Origin of the sequence: Duganella sp. 1411 (assembly GCF_017833525.1) — a bacterium.
Taxonomy (GTDB): Bacteria; Pseudomonadota; Gammaproteobacteria; order Burkholderiales; family Burkholderiaceae_D; genus Rugamonas.
Window position 1 is genome coordinate 320,276 of the sequence record NZ_JAFICD010000004.1, and the last position, 17,465, is coordinate 337,740.

Genomic DNA, 17,465 nt, shown 5'->3' on the forward strand with positions numbered 1-17,465 from the left:
CGCGCTGGTTAATAAGATCGTAATGTTGTCATTATACGATCCGGCGCCGCCCCTTGCCCGGCTTACTTGTTCACTCGTCCGACTCGGCCGCCGCCTTGGCCGCGCGCGGCGCGCGGGTGGACGGCTTGCGCGGCGCCCTGGCCTTGGCCGGCTTGGCCGGAGCGGACTCGGCTGGAACGGACTCCGCCACGACGGCCTCGACCACCACCGGCGCGGCCGGTTCCACCGCCACCGGCGCGGCGGCGGCGTTGCGGCCCTTGCCGCCCTTGGCCGGCTTGCCCTCTTCGGCCGCCGGCTTGGCCGCGGCCTTCAGCTTGCGCGCGGGCGGCTTCGGACCGCTTTTCTTTTTGGCCGGCGCCGGCGCCTCGTCCGCCACCGCCTGGACCACTTCGCCAAACGCTTCGGCGACCGGCGGCTGGAGCGGCAGGTCGACCGCCAGCTCCGTCACCACCGGCGCCTCGGCGGCGGCCACGGCGCCATGGCCGCCCTGGCGCTCGCCCTGCTTGCGGCCGCCACGGTTGCCGCGTCCGCGGCCACGGTTGCGGTCCGATTCCGGCGGCGCTTCGGGCTGCGCTTCGGACTGTTCCTGCGCCGGTTCAGGCTCGGCCTGCCAAGCCGCGTAGGCCTCGACCACCGGCGCGGCCTCGTCGGCGTCGTCGCGCTGGTCGTCGGCGTGCTGCTCGTCGGCGTCCGGTTCCGCGCGCGCCTGCTGCGCCAGGCGTTCGGCCTGGCGCTCGGCGAAGCGTTCGGCGGCGGTGCGGCCACGGCCACGGCTGCGGCGCGATTCCTGCTTGCCGCCTTCCTGCGCCTCGGCGCCGGCGTTTTCGGCGACCTGCGCCTCGCCCGCCCCCTGGCTGGACGCGCCGCTGCTGCGGTAAACATAGGCGCCGGATTTTTCATCGCGGCCGAATTCGAGCAGGCCGCGCGCCTTGCATTCCTCGATCAGGTTGCCGAAGGTGCGGAAGCCATAATAGGACTCGCTGAAGTCCGGCTTGCGGCGCTTGATCGCCTCCTTCAGCACGGAGGCCCAGATCTTGCCGCTGTCGCCGCGTTCGAGCACCAGCGCCTCGAACGTGTTGACGGCGATCTCGACCGCCTGGTTGCGGCGCTTGTCCATCTCTTCGCGGCGGCCGCGCTCCTCTTCCGGCGAGCGCTTGACGGCCGGCTTGTTGGCCTCGCCGGCGTCGCGCTTGGCGCGGCGGCTCTCGCGCACCAGGTCGTCGTAGAAGATGAATTCGTCGCAGTTGGCCACCAGCAGGTCGGAGGTCGATTGCTTGACGCCGACGCCGATCACCTTCTTGGCGTTCTCGCGCAGCTTCGACACCAGCGGCGAGAAATCGGAATCGCCCGAGATGATGACGAAGGTATCGACATGCGACTTGGTGTAGCACAAGTCGAGCGCGTCGACGACCATGCGGATGTCGGCCGAGTTCTTGCCCGACTGGCGCACGTGCGGGATCTCGATCAGCTCGAAGTTGGCCTCGTGCATGGGCGCCTTGAACGCCTTGTAGCGGTCCCAGTCGCAATACGCCTTCTTGACCACGATGCTGCCCTTGAGCAGCAGGCGCTCCAGCACCGGCTTGATGTCGAACTTGTCGTAGTTGGCGTCGCGCACACCGAGCGCCACGTTTTCAAAATCGCAGAACAGCGCCATGCTGACGTTATCGTTGGAAGAAGCCATGAAGAGTAATTTTTCTAGTGAGGAGTGAGGCGGTGCGAGAGGCAAACGCGGAGGTCCGGCGGTCCGGCAATCCGACGATTATACCCAACAACGGCCGCCGCACCCTATCGGCACAGCTTGCAAGATATACTTGTGGCGGATTACCACCCGCCACAGGCCCAGAATTGCGCGCACAACATAAATATCTCTTCATCCACCAGAACTTTCCCGGCCAGTTCAAGCATCTGGCGCCGCTGCTGGCGGCCCAGGGCCACGAGGTGGTCGGCCTCGGCATGAACCAGCCCGCCGAGCCGCTGCCCGGCGTGCGCTACTTCCGCCACGCGGTGGCGGCGCAGCCGCACGGCCAACGGCCTTCGCCGCAACTGCGCGACCTGCACGGCAAGGTGCTGCGCGGCGAATCGGCGGCGGCGCGGCTGGCATGGCTCAAGGAGCAGGGCTACACCCCGGACGTCATATTCGTGCATCCGGGCTGGGGCGAGGCGCTGTTCGTCAAGGACGTGTTTCCCGAGGCGAAGTTGCTGGTGTATGCGGAGTACTACTACGGCGCCGAAGGGGGCGACTCCTTCTTCGATCCGGAATTTTCGACCCCCAGCCCGGCCGCGCTGCAGCGGCTGCGGCTGCGCAACACCCATCTGCTGCACGCGATGTCGGTGGCCGACGGCGCGCTGTCGCCGACCACCTTCCAGCGCGACCGCCACCCGGCCTGGTTCCGCGACCGCATCACCGTCATCCACGACGGCATCGACACCGCGCGCTTCCGCCCGGAACCGTCGGCCTATGTCCAACTGCGGGCGGCCGGCGTCACGCTGCGGCCCGGCGACGAGGTGGTGGTGTTCGTGGCCCGCCAGCTGGAGCCGTACCGCGGCTACCACATCTTCATGCGGGCGCTGCCGGCATTGATGCAAGCCCGGCCCCACGCGCGCGTGGTGATCGTCGGTGGCGACGGCGTCAGCTACGGCGCCAGCCCGCCCGAGGGCAAGAGCTGGAAACAAATCTTCCTCGACGAGGTGAAGGACCAGCTCGACATGGGGCGCATCCACTTCGTCGGCAAGGTGCCGCACACGGTGTTGACGCAGCTGATGCAGGTGGCGGCCGTCTACACCTACCTGACCTATCCGTTCGTGCTGTCTTGGTCGCTGATGGAGGCGATGAGCTGCGGTTGCCTGATCGTTGCCTCGCGCACCGCCCCGGTGCAGGAGGTGATCGAGCACGGCCGCAACGGCCTGCTGGTCGACTTCTTCGACCACCAGGCGCTGGCGGCCACCGTGGCCGACGCGCTGGAGCGGCGCGCGCAACTACAGCCCCTGCGCGACGCCGCCCGCCAGACCATCGTCGAAGGCTACGACATGCGCCGGCATTGCATGCCGGCGCTGCTGCGTTTTGTTGGCGCGCCCATCAACCAATGAACTGGAAATCCGCCTTGGTGACGCTCGGCGTTCCCGTCAATATGGCGATCTGGGTGAGCTCCGAGGTGGAGACGACCTCGTCGCCAGCCCTCGAAGTGAACCGATACACCGCCGTATCGGCGGTGGTGGAGAACACACAGAACATCTGCTCGCCGTCATCGTACAAGCCCTTGTTGCTGTTGATGAGCTTTGCCGCGTTGAACGCAGACAGGCCGTCCAGCTTCTGGTTGAAAATGACCAGATTCCCATAGATGTCGGAGCCAGGCGCGGAAACCACCTGCGCCTGCATGAACATCGCGTCTTTGATGTCCCGCTGGTGGAGCATGATGCGGTCGCTACCGGAGACCATATCGGTGATGGTCGTCATGCCCTGCGCCGGGATGACGAAGGCATCCGCCCCGCCGCCGCCGGTCAGCGTATCGTTGCCGCCGGCGCCGTTGATCCAGTCATTGCCGGCGGTCCCGACCAGATTGTCGGCCCCGCCTGTGCCGAGGATGTTGTGGCTATATGCAATCACATCAGCGGAAGTGCCGACGCCATGCAGGTTCTGCGTGAGGTTTTCCAGCGTGAGCGTGATATCGCTGAAGACAAAATGTTCCACACCGCGCACCGTGGCAGAGTAGCCATTGGCATCGGTCAGCTGGATATCGCTGGCGCTGATTTGTTTCACCTTGAAGGATGAGGCGGCACCCAGCGGGTAGCCGAGAACCAGGGTGTCGGAGCCGCTGCCCCCATCCACGATAGAGTGGCCAGCACCCGTCTCGAAGCGGTCGTCGCCCTCCCCGCCAAGCAAGGTGTTGTTGCCGCTCCCACCGATCAGCGTGTCGTTGCCGGCGCCGCCGTCCAGCTTGGCGCTGCTGGTGTTGGTCGCGTTCAGCACATTGTCGAGCGCATTGCCCGTCCCGGTGAAGTTGAGGGTGCCGCTCGAGTTGCGCGCGGACAGGTTTTCGACATTGTCCGGCAGCTTGTAGGATGACAGATTGGTCGCGACCCGGTCGATGCCGTCGCCAGCGTTTTCCACCACGACGGTCTGGCTGGCGGCACCGTCAATGATATAGAGATCGTCGCCGACGCCGCCGACCAACGTATCGGCGCCACCCAAGCCTTGCAAGGTATCGTTGCCGTCACCACCGATGAGGATATTGGCGGCGCCATTGCCCGTGATCCAGTTGGCCAGTTCGTTGCCGGTGACGTTCACGGCGACGCTGTCGGCGGCCACCACCGTGGCGTTTTCGACATTGGGTGTCAGGGTATAGGTGGCGGCCTTGGTAAAGGCCAGGCTGACCGAGTCCGTGCCTGCTTTGGCCGCTTCGATCACCACGTCGTCGACACCGGACAGCACGTAGACGTCATTTCCCAGCCCGCCTTCCATCGTGTCGGCGCCGGCGCCGCCGTCGAGCACATCGGCATTGGCCGAGCCGCGCAGGTGGTCGTTGCCGGCACTGACGGTGTTCTCCTGAACCTCCTCGATCGTCCGGGTTCCGTCGGCAAAGACTACATACTCGGCGTTGCGTAGGGTCAGCTTGAAGCCGTACTTGTCAGCGAGCACCGTGTCGGTCGCGTTCGGGCGCGTGACCGCGTAGCTACCATAGTCGCCAGCCACTTGCACCACATCGATGCCGTCGCCACCGTCTATGGTGTCATTGCCATAGCCCGCGGCGATGGTGTCGTTGCCGAGACCTCCCGCCAGGCTGTCCGCGCCGCCGCCGCCGGTGATGCTGTCATTTCCGGCGCCGCCATCGATCTTGTTGCCGGCGCTGCCGCCGGCGATGACATTATCCAGCACATTGCCGGTGGCGGTGAACGCGCCCGCGCCGGTGTACACCAGCGTTTCGACGTTGGCCGCCAGCGTGTAGGAGGCCAACGAGGTGCGCACCGTGTCGCTGCCCTCGTTCTGGGCTTCGGTCACCACGTCGCCCGCGTTGTCGACGATGTAGAGGTCGTTGCCGGCGCCGCCGGTCAGTTTGTCGGCGCCGGCGCCACCGTCGAGCGTATCGTTGCCGTCGCCGCCGGCCAGCGAATTGGCCGCCGCGTTACCGGTCAGGAAATTGTCCAGGCCGTTGCCGATCAGGTTGACCGCCACCGCCGCCGCCGCGATGACCGTCGCGTTCTCGACGTTGTCGCCCAGCGTGTAGGTGCCGGCGGTGGCCAGCGCCACCAGCGCCACATCGGTGCCGGAGTTCTGGCCCTCGTCGATGACATCGCCGACGTTATCGATGCGGTAGGTATCGTTGCCGCCACCGCCATGCATGGTGTCGGCGCCGATGCCGCCGTCCAGCGTGTCGTTGCCGTTACCAGCGTACAGCTTGTCATTACCCACACTGACGAGGTTGTACTGCACGTCATCGATCGACTTCGTGCCATCGGCAAAGACGAAACTTTCGACATTGCGCACAGTCAGCACGACGCCATTCTGGCCGGTCAGCACCGTGTCGGTCGCGTTCGGGCGGGTGACCGTGTAGCTGGCGAAATCGCCCGCCACGTGCACCACATCGATGCCGTCGCCGCCGTCTATGGTGTCCTTGCCCGCGCCGGCGGCCAGGGTGTCGTCGCCAAGACCGCCCACCAGGCTGTCCGCGCCGTTGCCGCCGGTGATGCTGTCATTGCCCGCACCGCCATCGATCTTGTTGCCAGCGCTGCCGCCGATAATGACATTGTCCAGCGCATTGCCGGTGGCGGTGAACGCGCCCGCGCCGGTGTACACCAGCGTTTCAACGTTGGCCGCCAGCGTGTGGGTGGCCAACGAGGTGCGCACCGTGTCGCTGCCTTCGTTCTGCGCTTCGGTCACGACGTCGCCCGCGCTGTCGACGATGTAGAGGTCGTCGCCATTGCCGCCGATCAGTTTGTCGGCGCCGGCGCCACCATCGAGCGTATCGTTGCCGTCACCGCCCGTCAGCGAATTGGCCGCCGCGTTACCGGTCAGGAAGTTATCCAGACCGTTGCCGATCAGGTTGACGACCACCGCCGCCGCCGCGGTGACCGTCGCGTTCTCGACGTTGTCGCCCAGCGTGTAGGTGCCGGCGGTGGCCAGCGCCACCAGCGCCACATCGGTGCCGGAGTTCTGGCCCTCGTCGATGACATCGCCGACGTTGTCGATGAAGTAGGTATCGTTGCCGTCACCGCCATGCATGGTATCGGCGCCGGCGCCGCCGTCCAGCGTGTCGTTGCCGACGGTACCGTACAGCTTGTCGTTGCCCACGCTGGCGAAGTTATATTGCACGTCGTCGAGCGACTTCGTGCCATCGGTAAAGACGAAACTTTCGACATTGCGCACAGTCAGCACAACGCCATTCTGGCCGGTCAGCACCGTGTCGGTCGCGGTCGGCCGGGTGACCTTGTAGCTGGCGAAATTGCCCGCTATTTGCACCACATCATTGCCGTCGCCACCGTCAATCGTGTCCTTGCCCGCGCCAGCAGCGATGGTGTCGTCGCCAAGACCGCCCGCCAGGCTGTCCGCGCCGTTGCCGCCGGTGATGCTGTCATTGCCTGCGCCGCCATCGATCTTGTTGCCGGCGTTGCCGCCGGTGATGACATTGTCCAGCGCATTGCCGGTGGCGGTGAACGCGGCCGCGCCGGTGTACACCAGCGTTTCGACGTTGGCCGCCAGCGTGTAGGTGGCCAACGAGGTGCGCACCGTGTCGCTGCCCTCGTTCTGCGCTTCGGTCACCACGTCCCTCGCGCTGTCGACGATGTAGAGGTCGTCGCCATTGCCGCCGGTCAGTTTGTCGGCGCCGGCGCCACCGTCGAGCGTATCGTTGCCATCGCCGCCCGTCAGCGTATTGGCCGCCGCGTTACCGGTCAGGAAGTTATCCAGGCCGTTGCCAACCAGGTTGACCGCCACCGCCGCGGTGACCGTCGCGTTCTCGACGTCGTCGCCCAGCGTGTAGGTGCCGGCGATGGCCAGCGCCACCAGCGCCACATCGGTGCCCGAGTTCTGGCCTTCGTCGATGACATCGCCGACGTTGTCGACGAAGTAGGTATCGTTGCCGTCACCGCCATGCATGGTGTCGGCACCGGCGCCGCCATCCAGCGTGTCGGCGCCGGCGGTACCGAACAATTGATCGTTGCCAATGCTGGGCACGTTGTACAGCACGCTGTCGAGCTGCTGCGGACCGTCGGAAAATTCGAACTCTTCCACGCCGCGCACGGTGAGGACGTTGCCCGCCTTGTCGGTGAGCACGACGTCGGCCGCGTTCGGACGGGTGATGGCGTAGTCGGCGAATTTTCCGGTGATCCGCACCTGATCGTCGCCGGCGCCGCCGTCGATGGTGTCCTTGCCGGCGGTGCCGATGAAGGTGTCGTTGCCCAGGCCGCCGATCAGATTGTCCGCGCCATTGCCGCCGGTGAGCTGGTCGTTGCCGGCCCCGCCGTCGAGCTTGTTGCCGGCGTTGCCGCCGTTGATGACGTTGTCGAGCGCGTTGCCGGTGCCGGTGAAGGTGGCCGCGCCGGTGTAGGCCAGGTTCTCGACGTTGGCCGTCAGCGTGTAGCTCGCCAGCGACGTGCGCACGATATCCGTGCCCTCGCCCGCCAACTCGGTGACGGTGTCGCCCGCGTCGGCCACCACGTAGGTGTCGTCGCCGCTGCCGCCGGCCAGCTTGTCGGCGCCGGCAGCGCCATCGAGCGTGTCGTTGCCGGCGCCACCCGCCAGCGTGTTGGCCGCCGCGTTGCCGGTCAGGACGTTGTCGAGGTCATTGCCGGTGAGGTTGACCACCAGCGAGGCGGCCGCCGTCACGGTGGCGTTTTCCACATTCGCCGCCAGCACGTACGTGCCGGCCGCCGTCAGAGCCACCTGGACCAGGTCGACGCCTTCGCCGGGGTTTTCCACCACCACGTCGGCCGCGTTGAGGATCACGTAGGTGTCGTCGCCCGTGCCGCCGCTGAGCGTGTCGACCCCGAGCCCGCCGTTGAGCACGTCGTTGCCGGCGGTGCCGCGCAGATTGTCGTTGCCGCCGCTGGCGATGTTGTCCTGCACCTGCGCCAGCGTCTTGTCGCCGTCGGCGAAGGCGAAGTTTTCCACGCCGCGCACGGTGATCACGTTGCCCGCCCCATCGGTCAGCACAGTGTCGGCCAGGGTCGGCCGCGTGACGACATAATCACCGAACTTGCCCAGGCCCCGCAGCAGATCGGTGCCGGCGCCGCCGTCGACGGTGTCCTTGCCGGCGGTGCCGATGAAGGTGTCGTCGCCCAGACCACCGATCAGGCTGTCCGCGGCCGTACCGCCGATGAGTTGATCGTTGCCAGCACCGCCGTCAAGCTTGTTGCCGGCGTTGCCGCCGGTGATGACGTTGTCGAGCGCGTTGCCGGCGCCGGTGAAGGCGGCCGCGCCGGTATAGGCCAGGTTCTCGACGTTGGCCGTCAGCGTGTAGGTCGCCAGCGATGCGCGCACGGTGTCCGTGCCCTCGCCCGCCAACTCGGTGACAACATCACCAGCCACATCAACGACATAGGTATCGTCGCCGCTGCCGCCGGCCAGCTTGTCGGCGCCGGCAGCGCCATCGAGCGTGTCGTTACCAGCGCCGCCGGTCAGCGTGTTGGCCGCCGCGTTGCCGGTCAGGACGTTGTCGAGGTCATTGCCGGTGAGGTTGACCGCCAGCGAGGCGGCCGCCGTCACGGTGGCGTTTTCCACGTTCCCCGCCAGCACGTAGGTGCCGGCGGCCGTCAACGCCACCTGGACCAGGTCGACGCCTTCGCCGGCGTTTTCCAGCACCACGTCGGCCGCGTTGAGGAGCAGATAGGTGTCGTCGCCCGTGCCGCCGCTCAGCGTGTCGATGCCGAGGCCGCCATTAAGCACGTCGTTGCCAGCGGTGCCATGCAGGCTGTCATTGCCGATACTGGCGATGTTATCCTGCACCTGCGCCAGCGTTTTGTCGCCATCGGCGAAGGCGAAGTTTTCCACGCCGCGCACGGTGATCACGTTGCCCGCGCCGTCGGTCAGCACCGTGTCGGCCAGGGTCGGCCGCGTGACAACATAATCACCAAACTTGCCCAGGCCTCGCAGCAAGTCGGTGCCGGCGCTGCCGTCGATGGTGTCCTTGCCGGTCGCGCCAATGAAGGTGTCGTCGCCCAGGCCGCCGATCAGGCTGTCCGCGCCATTGCCGCCGGTGAGTTGGTCGTTACCGGCGCCGCCGTCGAGCTTGTTGCCGGCATTGCCGCCGGTGATGACGTTGTCGAGCGCGTTGCCGGTGCCGGTGAGGGCGGCCGTGCCGGTGTAGCCCAGGTTCTCGACGTTGGCCGTCAGCGTGTAGGTCGCCAGCGATGTGCGCACGGTGTCCGTGCCCTCGCCCGCCAGTTCGGTGACGGTGTCGCCGGCATCGGCCACCACGTAGGTGTCGTCGCCGGTGCCGCCCTTGAGGACATCGCTGCCGGCGGCGCCATCGAGCGTGTCGTTGCCGGCGCCGCCGGTCAGCGTGTTGGCCGCCGCGTTGCCGGTCAGGATGTTGTCGAGGTCATTGCCGTTGAGGTTGACCGCCAGCGAGGCGGCCGCCGTCACGGTGGCGTTTTCCACGTTGGCCGCCAGCGCGTAGGTGCCGGCCGCCGTCAACGCCACCTGGACCAGGTCGACGCCTTCGCCGGCGTTTTCCACCACGACGTCGGCCGCGTTGAGGATCACGTAGGTGTCGTCGCCCGTGCCGCCGCTCAGCGTATCGACGCCGAGGCCGCCATTGAGCACGTCGTTGCCAGCGGTGCCATGCAGGCTGTCGTTGCCGATACTGGCGATGTTATCCTGCACCTGCGCCAGCGTTTTGTCGCCATCGGCGAAGGCGAAGTTTTCCACGCCGCGCACGGTGATCACGTTGCCCGCGCTATCGGTCAATACCGTGTCGGCCAGGGTCGGCCGCGTGACGACATAGCTGGCGAAGTTGCCCAGGCCTTGCAGCCGGTCGGTGCCGGCCCCGCCGTCGATGGTGTCCTTGCCGGTCGCGCCAATGAAGGTGTCGTCGCCCAGGCCGCCGATCAGACTGTCCGCGCCATTGCCGCCGGTGAGTTGATCGTTGCCGGCGCCGCCGTCGAGCTTGTTGCCGGCGTTGCCGCCGGTGATGACGTTGTCGAGCGCGTTGCCGGTGCCGGTGAAGCCGACCGTGCCGGTGTAGGCCAGGTTCTCGACATTGGCCGTCAGCGTGTAGCTCGCCAGCGCGGTGCTCACGATGTCGGTGCCCTCGCCCGCCAACTCGGTGACGGTGTCGCCCGCGTCTGCCACCATGTAGGTGTCGTCGCCGGTGCCGCCCTTGAGGACATCGCTGCCGGCGCCGCCGATCAGCGCATCGTTGCCTGCGCCGCCGGTCAGCGTATTGGCCGCCGCGTTGCCGGTCAGGATGTTGTCGAGCTCATTGCCGGTCAGGCCGACGGCGATCGAGGGTCCGGCGGTGACCGTGGCATTCTCCACGTTGGCGCCCAGCATATAGGTGCCGGCCGTCGCCAGCGCGACATTCAGGCTGTCGGTGCCGCCGTCCGCGTTTTCAACGATGACGTCGCCCACCGCGTCCACGGCGTAGACATCGTCTCCGTTACCACCGGCCATGGTGTCATTGCCTTTGGCGCCGTCGAGGACGTTGGCGCCGCCGTCACCGGCCAGCACGTCGTCGAAACCAGTGACCAGGTTGGTGAGGACTTGCGCCATCGTCTTGACGCCGTCGGCGAACATAACGCTCTCGACATTGCGCAGGGTGATCGTTTCGCCGGTCGCGGCATTGGTCAGCAGGGTGTCGGTGGCGCTGACACGCGTGCGCGCATAGTCGGCAAAGTTGCCCAATACGGTCAGCGTATCGATGCCGGCGCCGCCATCGGCCAGGTCGATGCCGGTGCCGACGTTCAGGGCATCGTTGTCGGCGCCGCCGAGCAGCGTGTCGTTGCCGGCGCCGCCGGCCAGCACGTCATCGCCGGCGCCGCCGTCAAGCTTGTCCGCGCCGGCGTTGCCCAGCAGGGTATCCTTGCCCGCAGCGCCCAGCAAGACGTCGTTGCCGCCGCCGCCCTCGATGACGTTGTCCAGTTCGTTGCCGCCGCCGGAAAACGCGGCGCCGCCGGTGTAGCGCAGGTTCTCGACGTTGGCGCCGAGCGTGTAGGCGGCCAATCCGGTGTCCACGCGGTCGACGCCGGCATTGACGCCTTCGTTGACCACATCGCCCGCGGCATCGACGACGTAGACATCATCGCCCGCGCCGCCGCTCATGGTGTCGTTGCCGGCCAGGCCGTCGAGCGTGTCGGCGCCGCCGGTGCCGGTCAACAGGTCCGCGCCGGTGCTGGCCAAGCCCGCCACGACCTGGGCCAGCGTCTTGGCGCCATCGGCGAAGATCACGGTTTCGATATTGCGCATCAAGATGTACTCGCCGGTGGCTTGGTTGATCAGCCGGGTGTCGGTCGCGCTTGGCCGCTTAAACTGGTAGTCGTTAAAGTTGCCCAGCACGGTCAGCGTATCGTTGTCCGCGCCGCCGTCGGCGACATCGACGCCGACGCCGGCGTCGAGCCGGTCCGCACCGGCGCCGCCCAGCAGCGTGTCGTCGCCGGTACCACCCAGCAGCAGGTTGTCGCCCACGCCGCCGTCGAGCACATCATTGCCACCGGCGCCGCTCAGTGTGTCGGCGCCGAAGCCGCCGTACAAGGTATTGTCGGCGGTCCCGCCCTGCAGCAAGTGCGCCAGCCAGTTGGCCTGCGTGAGTTGGTTGACATTGACGTTTTGCAGGACGAGCACCGTGACAAACTTTTGGGTGCCGCCGATGCCATCAATATCGTGCTGTACCAGGGTGTCCGCGCCGGACTGCACCAGTCGCACAAAACCGCTGCTGGCCGCCCATGGATTCGTCTTGAACTTGAGGGTCTCATAGCTGAGCAGTCCTTCTGCATCGATGCGGTCGCCACCGGCACCGGCCTTGAAATCGGTGACCTGGAACAAGCTATCGCTCGACATGTACGAGCTCCTCGTGCCAAAGGTGTCGCTGCCGCTGCCGCCGGTAAGGATGCCGCTGACGGCGCCGAAACCAGCCCCGCTCCATGCATCGATCACGTCGTCGCCGGCGCCGCCGTTGAGAATTACCGGTGCGCCGTTGTAGTAGAGTCCACTGAACGCCAAGGTATCGTTGCCGTCGCCGCCGATCAGAGTATCCACGCCGTTGCCACCGTCGCCGTCAACCCCGCCGCTGATCAGATAGTCGTCGCCGGCGCCGCCGTCGACGTAATCGCTCCCTTTATCCCCGCGCAGGGTGTCATTGCCCGCGCCGCCAATGAGCGTGTCCTTGCCTTCGCCGCCGGCCATGTCGTCGCCGGTCTGGCCGTCCGGCTGGTTCCCACCTTGCAAAAGATCATTGCCGTAACCGCCCTTTAGGGTATTCGTGCCCGTGCCCCCGGTGATGGTGTCGTTGTAAAAACCGCCTTGTAGCACGCCCAGGCCGTTCGGCACGGTGACCACCTGGCCGCCGACCTTGCCGCCATCCAGCGGCACGAGATCGGTGAAGTTCTCCTTGGTCAAGCTGCTCGCATTGACGTTTTTAAGTACCAGCACAGTCTGGTACCCATGAGCACTGGCGTTGATGCCGTCAGCGTCGTACTGCAACAAAGTGTTGGCCCCGTCCTGAACCAAGCGCAGATAGCCATATGACGCATTAAACGGGTTGATTGCCGTGGTCATGCCCAAATAGGTGCTGTTGACCAGCAGCTTGGACACATCGATATGGTCGCCACCGGGCCCCACGCTGAAGTCCGTAACGGCACTGTGACCGCCAGCATCATTCTCACCAACAACAAAAGTATCGCTACCAGAACCGCCTGTTGCCAGCATTTCCGCGTCGAGCCAAGAAGCGGAAAACATGTGGATGGTATCGTCGCCAGCACCGCCATCGACCCGCAGCAGGCCTGAAGGGTCATCCGACGGATTACAATAAATCAGGTCGTTGCCGTCGCCTCCGATCACGGTGTCATTGCGGTCAGCGCAGATGGTATCGTTGCCGGCGCCACCGTCAGTCAATTGGTCACTGTACCAGGAGTGCATGTTAATAAGGTCATCGCCGTCCCCCCCCTGTATCGTATCATCGCCCTTACCGCTCTCCAAGGTGTCGTTGCCAGCGCCGCCGATGACCATGTCGCTCTCGTAAGTGCCATATATGCTGTCATTGCCGTTCCCACCATCGAGCCAATCGCCGATGTCCGTGCTGGGATAATATTTGCCGGCGATATAGTCATCGCCATCCCCGCCCAAAATGGTATCGCCGGCATCCACGCCATAAAGCGTGTCATTGCCCGAGGTTCCCGTGTACAGGCCGAGCGCGCCGTCGGTCGCCACGCTCAGCGCCGCCGTCTCGACCGTCCCGGTTGCCGCTTCCAGCGTCCAGTTTCCGCCGAGCCCGGCGGGACCGCTCAGGTCGGTCGACGCGGCCACGTCGGCGCCGGTTGCCAGCGCCAGCGCATCGATGAAATGCTGGCCACCCACCCCGTGCGCGACATCGCAACCATACAGCAGCAAATCGCCGCCGCCGGCCAGGCTGGCGCCGATCTGCCGCAGTTGCACCTGATAGCTGGCCAAGTTATCACTGGTCAGCAGCGTGTTACCCAGCAGCAAGGCGCCAGCGGCGCCGTGCGAAATCAATTGGACCGAGTCCAGACCGGTGCGCCCGGCCAGCTCCCGCGCCATCTGCTGCAGGCCGTCCTGTGTGCCATCGAGGATGATAATTTCGCTATCCGGCCCGATCTGGCCGCTGACGAGGGAGGCGCCGCCGACGCGGCTGTCGATGAAGATAACGTCTTTACTCACAGGAACTCTTTCTGATTATTTTGGTAACGCGACATGTTATCACGATTGCAAATCAGAAATAATGCCCTTGGTCACATTTTGATACAAATAACTGCGTTGGATTTACAAGAAACCCGAAATTGGCCGGGCATGGTCAGCTTCAGCGCCGCGCTCAGCGTTCCAGAAGGTCGAGGTCGCCCTGGGCGTAGCGCGCGCCGTGCACGCTGCCGGCGCCGAAGACGGCGTCGATGGCGGCCAGGTCCGCCGCGCCCAAGGTCACCGCCGCCGCGGCCACGTTCTCCTCGAGATGGCCGATTTGGCGGGCGCCGGGGATCGGCACGATCCGCCCATCCTGGTGCAGCAGCCACCCCAGCGCCAGTTGCGCCACGGTGACGCCGTGGCCGGCTGCCACCGGGCAAGGGCGTCGCCGTCGGCGTCGACGGTCCGCTGGTGCGCGACGACGACGAGATGATGGTGGACGCGGCGCGCGACGGGGTGGGCATCGCCTTCGGGCACGAGTTCCACGCCCGCGAGCACCTGCGCCAGCGCGCGCTGGTGCGGCTGCTGGAGGAATGGTGCCCGGCGATTCCCGGATTCCACCTGTACTACCCCAGCCGCAAGCACATGTCGGCCGCGTTGCGCGGCTTTGTCGACTGGTGCGTCAAGCATCGGCGCGACAAGCAAGCCATCAATATCGACTTTCCAGATGTCAGACCGGGAGATTCAAGATAATTTACAACGAAACGTTGTACAACCAATTGATTGCGCTACGCTTTTTCGATCAGATTCAAGATAGCTTTTGACGATCCAATTCATAAACGGCCCGCTTATATGAAGCCCCCCCAGGTTTGAACACTTTGATCTCAGTTGCACAACCCATCATTCGACTCCCCCTGGTTGATGTGGTGACTGAACTTGAACATCTTCGACGCCTGCAACTGGGAGGGACGACTCCGTCAGGCGTATTCTTCCAGTTAAAGCAAATCTTTCATTTGTTGGAAAGTTTGGGATCTGCCCGCATTGAAGGCAACCACACAACGCTAGCCGACCTGATTGAGACAACGGTCCAAGGGGAAACCGATACTGGTGACCAGATGAAGGAAATCACCAACATCGAAGAAGCAATGAAATATGTGGAAGATGCGATGGCGCCAGGCGCCCCGCTCACGGAAGCATCTATCCGCGATCTACCTAGCATGGCTGTCAGCGGCTTGGAACGCGAAGGGGACAAAACTCCCGGCGCGTACAGGGAGGCTCCGGTACAAATAGCGATGCCTGCTGCCGTCCCGGTGTCTTCGCGGAATCATCAAAGCACTGACCGACGAAGGATTTGTTCCCAAAACCCTTGAAATATAACGGCAAGCGGGAAAGAGGGCATTAGGGTCAGGCATTAGGGTCAGGTCCACGATTTCGCCACGGGCTGGGCCTTATCGGGCCGCATGCGCCCTTTTGCGAGCAAATCAGCAGACCAGCGCTCAGTTCGTGTAGAAATGGTGGACCTGACCCCGGATGTAAAAAAGCCCCGGGAGGGGCTTTTTAAGTGGGCGCGGCAACCGCGCTTAGACGTTGAACAGGAAGTTCAGCACGTCGCCATCCTTGACCACGTATTCCTTGCCCTCGGCGCGCATCTTGCCCGCCTCCTTGGCGCCGCCCTCGCCCTTGTACTGGATGAAATCGTCGTAGGCGATGGTCTGCGCGCGGATGAAGCCGCGTTCGAAGTCGGTGTGGATGACGCCGGCCGCCTGCGGCGCGGTGTCGCCGATGTGGATGGTCCAGGCGCGCACTTCCTTGACGCCGGCGGTGAAGTAGGTCTGCAGGCCCAGCAGGTTGTAGGCGGCGCGGATCAGACGGTCCAGGCCCGGCTCCTCCATGCCCATGTCGGCCAGGAAGGCGCCCTTGTCGGCGTCGTCGAGGTCGGCGATCTCCGCTTCGATGGCGGCGCAGATGGCGACGATCGGCGCGTTCTGGGTGGCGGCGTAGGCGGTCAGCTGGTCGAGCAGCGGGTTGTCCTTGAAACCGCTGTCGGAGACATTGGCGACGTACATGGCCGGCTTGGCGGTGATCAGGCACAGCGGCTTGATCAGCGCCATCTCGTCGGCGTCCAGGCCCATCGCGCGCACCGGCTTGGCTTCGTTCAGGTGCGGCACGATGCGCTCCATGATGGCCAGCAGCTTGGCGGCGTCCTTGTCGCCCGAGCGCGCTTTCTTGTTTTCGCGGTGGATGGCTTTTTCGACGGTGCCGAGGTCGGCCAGCGCCAGCTCGGTTTGAATCACTTCGATGTCGTCCAGCGGGCTGACCTTGCCGGCCACGTGGATCACGTTGTCGTCCTCGAAGCAGCGCACGACGTTGACGATGGCGTCGGTTTCGCGGATGTGCGACAGGAACTGGTTGCCCAGGCCCTCGCCCTGCGACGCGCCCGCGACCAGGCCGGCGATGTCGACGAATTCGACGATGGCGTTGACCATGCGCTCCGGCTTGACGATCTCGGCCAGCGCGGCCATGCGCGGGTCAGGCACTTCGACGACGCCGACGTTGGGCTCGATGGTGCAGAACGGATAGTTCTCGGCCGGAATGCCGGCCTTGGTCAGGGCGTTGAAGAGAGTGGACTTGCCGACGTTGGGCAGGCCGACGATGCCGCATTGGAGACTCATGGAAAACCTTTAATAATCAATTTCGCCGGCAAGCGGCTGGTGAAAAACGGCCGACTCGGGCGTTTTTTAAATATTCGTGCTGTTTAAAGCGTTCAGGGATCAATTGTACCTCCCTCGCCCCCACTCTTCAAAAAAACCGCCCCAACCCCGGTGACCTGCATGCCATTTAGGAACAATTGCTTACATTTGATACGAAATCTGCGTCACCTGGATTTGTCACCGCCGCGTTAGTTGCTTGTAGTCATATAAGCCATTCCACACATAAAAGGTAGAAAAATGAATAACAACACATCCAATTCCAAGCTGCATCCGATGATCATGGCCGCCGCGGCCGCAGTTGTGCTAGTCAGTGGCGTGGGCGTGGCCGCCATCATGGGCTGGCTGCCTTCCTCCAATTCGCAGAACCAGGACCCGTCGCTGGCCCCCAACGGCCAACCGCTGGCGGCGCAATCGGCGCCGGCGCCGGCGCGCGAGCAGGTGCGCGAGCCGGTGCGCGAAGCGGTGCGCGACAAGCCCGTCGTCAAACACACCCCGGTCAAGAGCGCGCCGGCCGTCTGCCATAGCTGCGGCGTGGTCGAAGCCGTCAACGAGATCGAAACCCGCGCCGAAGGCAGCGGCGTGGGCGCGGTCGGCGGCGCGCTGGTCGGCGGCCTGCTGGGCAACCAGGTGGGCGCCGGCAACGGCCGCAAACTGGCCACCGTGGCCGGCGCCATCGGCGGCGCGGTCGCCGGCAACCAGATCGAAGGCCGGGTCAAGGCCAACAAGAGCTACGACATCACCGTGCGCATGAACGACGGCTCGGTCCGCAAATTCCATCAGACCGAACAGCCATCGTGGCACCAGGGCGACGACGTGCGTGTCGTCGACGGCGGACTGCGCCCGATCGACTAAGCTGGCAAACCAGCAGACAATTTCCTGGTGGATTGTTTAGTGCTAGACTCGCTGGCGAACTATCGTCCAACAAGCCGTTAAGATGAGCCGCCCGCGTTGGCGGCTTATCCACCACCAGG

7 protein-coding genes and 1 pseudogene are annotated in these 17,465 nt (G+C 65.1%); 4 read left to right on the forward strand and 4 right to left on the reverse strand.

Annotated elements, in window-relative coordinates; all coding sequences use genetic code 11:
- Positions 1-70: 70 nt before the first annotated feature.
- Positions 71-1,681, reverse strand: a complete 1,611-nt coding sequence (locus JOD97_RS22175) for an NYN domain-containing protein (RefSeq protein WP_209723474.1) — start codon at positions 1,679-1,681, stop codon at positions 71-73.
- Between the two features lie 164 nt (positions 1,682-1,845).
- On the opposite strand from JOD97_RS22175, the gene JOD97_RS22180 reads away from it, so the two are divergent.
- On the forward strand, positions 1,846-3,087 hold the full coding sequence (locus tag JOD97_RS22180) for a glycosyltransferase (RefSeq protein WP_229264636.1): 1,242 nt from the start codon (positions 1,846-1,848) through the stop codon (positions 3,085-3,087).
- Here JOD97_RS22180 and JOD97_RS32775 read toward each other — a convergent pair.
- Together JOD97_RS32775 and JOD97_RS32780 are read right to left on the reverse strand one after the other, a co-directional pair.
- Complete coding sequence (locus JOD97_RS32775; protein WP_373999914.1) at positions 3,077-13,825, reverse strand: DUF4347 domain-containing protein; 10,749 nt, start codon at positions 13,823-13,825, stop codon at positions 3,077-3,079. The two genes, JOD97_RS22180 and JOD97_RS32775, sit on opposite strands and share 11 nt — an antisense overlap.
- 151 nt (positions 13,826-13,976) lie before the next feature.
- Positions 13,977-14,237, reverse strand: a pseudogene (locus JOD97_RS32780) (aldo/keto reductase); the annotation flags it as partial.
- 17 nt (positions 14,238-14,254) lie between these two features.
- Here JOD97_RS32780 and JOD97_RS32785 point away from each other — a divergent pair.
- The gene (locus JOD97_RS32785) at positions 14,255-14,536 is read left to right on the forward strand and encodes a LysR substrate-binding domain-containing protein (RefSeq protein ID WP_373999915.1); all 282 of its coding nucleotides are present in this window, start codon (positions 14,255-14,257) and stop codon (positions 14,534-14,536) included.
- 116 nt (positions 14,537-14,652) lie between these two features.
- Positions 14,653-15,153, forward strand: a complete 501-nt coding sequence (locus tag JOD97_RS22305) for a Fic/DOC family N-terminal domain-containing protein (protein WP_209723477.1) — start codon at positions 14,653-14,655, stop codon at positions 15,151-15,153.
- A 210-nt stretch (positions 15,154-15,363) separates the two neighbouring features.
- Here the strand turns inward: JOD97_RS22305 and ychF are convergent, their stop codons facing one another.
- Positions 15,364-16,455, reverse strand: a complete 1,092-nt coding sequence (gene ychF / locus JOD97_RS22310) for a redox-regulated ATPase YchF (RefSeq protein ID WP_209723493.1) — start codon at positions 16,453-16,455, stop codon at positions 15,364-15,366.
- A 276-nt stretch (positions 16,456-16,731) separates the two neighbouring features.
- Here ychF and JOD97_RS22315 point away from each other — a divergent pair, with 276 nt between their 5' ends.
- The gene (locus JOD97_RS22315; RefSeq protein WP_209723497.1) at positions 16,732-17,346 is read left to right on the forward strand and encodes a glycine zipper 2TM domain-containing protein; all 615 of its coding nucleotides are present in this window, start codon (positions 16,732-16,734) and stop codon (positions 17,344-17,346) included.
- The last annotated feature ends 119 nt before the right edge of the window (positions 17,347-17,465 follow it).